At 59.3% G+C, this 5,720-nt stretch carries 6 protein-coding genes and 1 pseudogene; all 7 read right to left on the reverse strand.

The features are described from left to right. Positions 1-240: DUF6429 family protein (locus JX325_RS12060; protein WP_204791361.1), on the reverse strand; the 240-nt coding region annotated here is incomplete at its 3' end. Positions 241-299: 59 nt separating this feature from the next. Then, a complete protein-coding gene (locus tag JX325_RS18175) occupies positions 300-995 on the reverse strand; it encodes a hypothetical protein (protein ID WP_243414068.1) in 696 nt (231 codons plus the stop codon). Between the two features lie 73 nt (positions 996-1,068). Further along, positions 1,069-1,464 (reverse strand): annotated as a pseudogene (locus tag JX325_RS18720) (DUF1016 N-terminal domain-containing protein); the annotation flags it as partial. 123 nt (positions 1,465-1,587) lie between these two features. After that, complete coding sequence (locus tag JX325_RS12070) at positions 1,588-2,337, reverse strand: metallophosphoesterase family protein (protein WP_204791363.1); 750 nt, start codon at positions 2,335-2,337, stop codon at positions 1,588-1,590. Positions 2,338-2,350: 13 nt separating this feature from the next. Further along, positions 2,351-3,979, reverse strand: coding sequence for a recombinase family protein (locus JX325_RS12075; RefSeq protein ID WP_204791364.1), 1,629 nt, complete (start codon positions 3,977-3,979; stop codon positions 2,351-2,353). Continuing rightward, positions 3,976-4,836: a recombinase family protein gene (locus tag JX325_RS12080; RefSeq protein ID WP_204791365.1), complete on the reverse strand. Its 861-nt coding sequence runs from the start codon at positions 4,834-4,836 to the stop codon at positions 3,976-3,978. Before JX325_RS12080 ends, JX325_RS12075 begins: the two co-directional genes overlap by 4 nt. Next, positions 4,836-5,720, reverse strand: an 885-nt coding sequence (locus tag JX325_RS12085) for a recombinase family protein (protein ID WP_204791366.1), incomplete at its 5' end; no start/stop codon positions are given. The genes JX325_RS12085 and JX325_RS12080, both read right to left, overlap by 1 nt.

A 5,720-nucleotide genomic window follows, 5' to 3' on the forward strand; every position in this document is an offset into this window, starting at 1 on the left:
GGCCTTTGCCATGCCCTCATCAGTGAAAGAGGCGGACTTGCTTCGGTTCCCGGCATTGACCAGCCCCTCATCCGTCAGTTCATTCAAAATACCGAAATCATACCCTTTCCAGGTCCGGCGGATTTGAAGACGAAACCCAGGACGGTCATGCTTTTCGTGGAGATCTGGAACGAGGCGCTCTTCCCAGGAGGTGAGATACATCAGCATCAGAGTCAGATCCTTGACTGTATCTTTGTCCATCTGTTTGTCCTCCACGGGTAAGCCTTTGCTGTAATTATAACATAGTGAAGGCGCTGTGTCTACTCAAAGAGTTCAACAAGAGCAGATAAAAGTTCCAGAACAGGGTCAGGCACATCGTCCGTCGATCCCATATCCTGAATCTCTCCATTGGAGTATTCCACATGGACGTTCCACAGCGGGGATTCCGCATCCTCCGGATCGACATCGGCAGGGCCGCAATAATCCTCTCCCCACCAGAAAATCTCCAGTGTGTGTACCGTCCACTTCAGGAGCTTTGCCAGGATTTTGGGCGGCGGCGATACTGTCTGAGATGCGCCATCCTGCTGGATGCGGACAATGGCTGGCGGTGTCTGGCTGACCTGATAGCTTTCTTTGACGTACATCAGGTCGCCATAGGGATCGCAGATCTCGCCATCGATGTTCAGCTTCAGCGTTTGGATGGACAACTCCTGCTTTTTCTGGTTTCGCGCCTGGCGGGGAAATCGCTGCGCATAGACCATACAGGCCAGGGACTTCACCTCTGGCCGGTGGTCGTGGGTTCGATTTTTCAGCCACGTCATCTCGCTCTCGCTCAGACGGCGCAACGGTAGATTTTCCAAACGGCGGAGCGTCATCTCCTCCGCCTGCCGCGCCGGTGAGAGACGGGAACAGGCTTTGCAGATATGCGCAGCATGGCCTCTGCCGCTGAAGCTCTCGTTGGACTTCCGCATCCCGCAGACCTTGCAGAAATGCCCCGGAAGTTTTTTCTTCGCCATCCCCATCGCCTCCGCTGCCGTTACTATAACATGGATCAGCCGTATTGTCGAGGGCCAGGCTTTCGTGGGTACGCTCACGGATATTCCCGGCCAGTTCCAGCTTCGACCAGCCGAACTGCCCAGCCGCTTTGATATACCATGCCCGCTCCTGGGGAGTCAGTTCCGCCTCCAGGATGACCACATTTTGAGTCCAGCCGATGGTCATGGCCTCAGCCAGCACTTCCGGTGCGCTCTCATAGGTACGATAGAACTCCCGCATCCGGCGCAGGTTCCGGGGGGAGAAGCCGGAGGTGTCAGGGTATGCAGCGCACAAATACTCCGCCGCAGCAACAGCGGCGCCTTTCTCTGGCCTGTCGCTGACCAGCCGGCCAATCTCACAGTACAGTTCCATCTGGGGCAGGTCTGCCGTCATCAACGTATCCAGCGCCACGAACATGGCGCTGTAGTCAACAGGTTTTCTGACGTTCATTCTGGCTTCTCCTTTCCAGCGCGGGTGCGCCTGTTTTTTATTCTCTGTGGTTTGAAATCGCCAACGCGCAAGCCCTCGGTCCCCCGAGGGCTTGCGCCTTAGCGGTATCGGGTCGTGCCGTCGTCACTCCCATTGCAGCTCCACCATCTGCTCCCACTGGATGATGAAGCGGTCATCCACCACACAGTTTTGGTGGTAGTGGCCCAGGAACCAGCAATCGAATTGGCACCGCCGCTTGACCATCTGGAGGAAGTCCGTCAGCCGGTCCGGGGTGTAGCTTTGATCCAGCTTCTGCTGGATGCTGGTGGGGGCGCAGTGGGTCAGGATGCAGTTCACTCGCCAGTTGACCCTCTCCAGGTTCCTGACGGCCTCCTCGTATTCCTCCTCTGAGGGCAGTTCCTCGGGCCACCAGGAGACTCCCTTCACCCGGAATATCTGCCGCGTCCGGCGCTTGAACCAGTATTCCTGCTCGAAGCTGGGGGACGCTGGATCGAGGATGCCGTCCTGGATATCGTGGGAGGCAGCGCCGCCCATGGTGAAGAAGGACATTCCGTCGATCTCGAATACCTGCCCACGCATCAGGTGGAGGACGTGGGGCCGGACATAGTGGACTTTCCCACCCTGCCACTGGTGGACGGGAAGTTCACTGAGCCTATCGAAATTTTCGTGGTTTCCGTCCACAAAGAGGGTGGTAAACGGCTTTTCCTCCAGCCAGTTAAGCCAGTACGCCTCCCTGGGTGAATCGTCCCACACGCCCCCGAAATCGCCTGTGACGACCGCATAGTAGCTGCGGCCCATCTGCTTTTGCTGTGGGAAATTTTTGGTGTTAAACCGTTGGAAGCCGCCATGGGTGTCGCCGGTAATATAGATCATGCAGTCTCCCTCCCTATATCGTCTGCGTGATCTCCGTCCCATCCTTGAAGCAGATGAGCAGGGTATCCTTGCTGACTACCTTGATGTTGCTGACCAGCTGGCGGACGGTGACCTCGTCAAACTCTGTGATGGTCCCAGCCGTCTGCGCCAGCTCGTTGGCGATGTCCTCCATCCTCCGGTCGAACGCGGCGGCGGTGCGGCCCTCACGCTCCAGTTCCGCTTTCTTCGCCATCAGGGAAGTCTTCGCTATATTCACCCGCTGGATCTCCTCGTCATATTCCAGGCAGTCGGGCCCGGCGCTGACGGCCAGCTGGAACAGCTCCAGCTGACGCTCTGTAAGGCTGCGGATCTGCGCCTCCAGCGTCGGCAGGGACAGCTCCCCATCCTCCCCGGCGAGGGCGGCGGTGATGCTTGCCTCCAGCGCCTCCTTTGCGGTCTGGGTGTGGAACAGCTCGTTCATGGCGGCGGTCACAGCGGCTTGGATGTCCGTCTCATTCCAGGTGGGGGACTTCTTGCAGACCTTTTTCCCATGCTCCAGGCGGTTGATGCACCGCCAGACGATCCGCTTGCCCTCGGGCCGGCTCCACACCACCCGGCGGTAGGGGCTGCCGCACTCGCCGCAGACCAGCAGTTCGCTGAGAACGTACTTGCCGCAGTATTTGCCCAGCTCTGTCTTGGCCTTGGAGGAGGTCTTCCGCAGGCTGGAGCGCCGGGCCAGCTCCTCCTGCACCCGCTGGAAGGTGTCCCGGTCGATGATGGCGGGGTGGCACTCGTGGACGTAGTATTGGGGCAGCTCCCCCATATTCTTCCTCTGCTCATGGGTGAAGAGGTCCGCCATGAAGGTCTTCTGGAGCAGGGCGTCCCCGATGTATTTTTCGTTTTGCAGCATTTTCCTCACCACGCTGTCATGCCAGGAATCACTGCCCTGGGCGGTCTTGACGCCGTCCGACATCAGGTCGCGGCAGATCTGGTGGACGCTCTGGCCCAGCAGGTATCGGGCGAAGATCCTGCGAACGATGGCCGCCTCATCGGGGTCGATCTCCGGCAGGCCGTCCGGCCCCTTGCGGTAGCCGAGAAAGCTGGCGTAGTGGTAGTAGACCTTGCCGTCCTTGAAGTTCTTCCGGTGGCCCCACTTGACGCTGCCGCTGAGGGATTCGCTCTCTGCCTGGGCCTGACTCATCATAAAGGTGAGGATCATCTCGTTATCCATATAAAGGGTATTTGTGTTTTCCTTCTCAAAGAAGACGCCGATTCCCTTCCGCTTCAGCTTCCGGACGGTGTCCAGACCGTCCAGGGTGTTGCGTCCGAAGCGGGACACCGATTTGGTAATGATGAGGTCAATTTTACCCCGGTCGCAGTCCCGGAGCATCTTCAAAAACTCCTTGCGCCGCTTCATGGACGTGCCTGTGATGCCCTCGTCAGCGTACAGGCGGACCATAGTCCACTCCGGTGTGGCGGCGATCTTCTCGGTGTAGTAGGCGATCTGGGCGTTGTAGCTGTTGAGCTGCTCCTCGCTGTCCGTGGATACCCGGCAGTAGGGAGCTACCCGGAGGTGCTTCTTGTGAATGTCCCGCTCTGTAAGCTGGGGATTGGGAGGAATAACGGTGATCCGCCGCTTCTGGGGAGTCTGTTGTGTGGTCATGTGGTTTGCTCCTTTCCTATCATCGTTCCGTTGGTCAGTTCCAGTTCTATGTAATCCTGTCCGCCGATGCGGATGGCCTTTACCGCCTTTGCCAGCAGTTCCCGCAGGTTGCTGTCACTGACGGGACCGGTTTCCAGGCGCTCCCGAAGTGCCTCCATGTCATGGACTGGCGTGAGATCCGGCAGGACGGCGTACCGCTCTGCGGCGGCGGCGAAGATCAGCGTCTTCATGTAGTCAGGGTTGATATCCGAGCGGTTGAAGCACACGTTCAGCTCATTCTGGATGCGCAGAGCGTCTGCGGAGGGGGCAGCCTCCGGTGCGGGAGGCAGTGTCAGCAGGTCAGGGGTGTTTGCCAGCTGACGGAGCCGCTGGGATACCCGTTTCTGCACCTCCTCATCGCTGGCGCGGACGATAGCTCCGCAGTCTGGGTTGGCGCATACCCAGCGGGGCCGACCATGGGACTTGGTGTCCCGCGCGATTCTGCTTCCGCATACCGCGCACACAGCTTTTTCCCGAACAGGATTCAGCTCAGCGGGGCAGGGCGTGTAGTCAGTTTTGTCCTCCCTCTGGATTTGCGCCGCGAGGAACTCCTCATCGCTGATGAGACGTGGGTAGACGCCTGTCCCCAGGTATTTCCCATTCTCCAGAATCCGCTTGACCATGTGCTTGTTCCACTGGCTGGTATGCTGGTGGTAGGGGATGTTTCCTCTGCTCATCTCCTCCGCGATCCTGCCGAAGGAGGCCCCCGCCAGGTAGCGGGTGAAGATGTTCTGAACCGCGTCAGCCTCCGTAGGGCAGGGGACGGTTTCGCCGCCCCGCACNATATAGCCGAAGGGGGTCTTTCTCTGCCATGCCATTACCGTACCGCCTTTCCAATCCGCTCTGTCAGCTCCAGGCCGTTGAGCAGGGTGAATTTCAGGGTGTCCGCCGAGACGATCACGATCCGCCTGACCAGTGACTCGAACAGCTCCTGGCTGGGTTCCCCCAGCCACTGGGGGCCGTCCTCCAGGCAGTCCAGCATGATCTCGGTGTCCTGGATCTGGGTGTCCTCGCTGGTGGAGTCCATGATGCGCCGGCGCAGCCGTCTCAGCGTCCTCAGCTTCTGTTCGATCTCACCCTGCTGGGATAAATAAAGAGCAGGATCAACGTACCCTTTCGACTTCAGTCGAACCAGTACGAGATTCTGCTCAGACAGACGGGCGATTTCTTTGTCGATGTCGCTGATTTTGCAGTTTGTGCGCAGTTCCCGCTCCCGCAGCTCCCGGAGCTGCTCCAGCACGGTGCGCAGGATCGTGCCGCCATCCGCTTTCAGCTTGTGGTAGAGCCGAAGCAGGGCCGCTGTGATCTCCGCCTCCGGCACCTGGGGGACGGGGCAGCGGGACTTGGCGTCGTCATGGCGGTTGCACACCCAGTAGGTCTTGCCGTTGGTGACCTTCCTGCGGCAGACGGAGCCGCAGTCTCCACAGACAATCCGTTTGCTGTAGACCGACACCTCCGGCTTGGAGGCGTTACCGGCGAACTGCGTCCGGCGAAGGGCCATCAGGTTCTGTACCCGCTGGAAGTCCTCCTTGGACACAATGGGCGGGTGGCAGTTCTCCACGAAGTACCGGGGCTTCTGTCCCCGGTTTGGCACCTGCCGGAAGGGGATGGTATCGGTGGCGAAGCTCTTTTGCCAGAGCATATCGCCGGTGTAGGAGACGTTGGTCAGGATGTACTGCACCGTGTTTGGACACCATCCCTC

Origin of the sequence: Oscillibacter sp. CU971, from assembly GCF_905219725.1 — a bacterium.
Taxonomy (GTDB): Bacteria; Bacillota; Clostridia; order Oscillospirales; family Oscillospiraceae; genus Oscillibacter.

Bases quoted from the DNA above. Each gene is read 5' to 3' on its own strand.
- JX325_RS12075 (WP_204791364.1), bottom strand. From the start codon at position 3,979: ATGACCACACAACAGACTCCCCAGAAGCGGCGGATCACCGTTATTCCT.
- JX325_RS12070 (WP_204791363.1), bottom strand. From the start codon at position 2,337: ATGATCTATATTACCGGCGACACCCATGGCGGCTTCCAACGGTTTAAC.
- JX325_RS18175 (WP_243414068.1), bottom strand. From the start codon at position 995: ATGGCGAAGAAAAAACTTCCGGGGCATTTCTGCAAGGTCTGCGGGATG.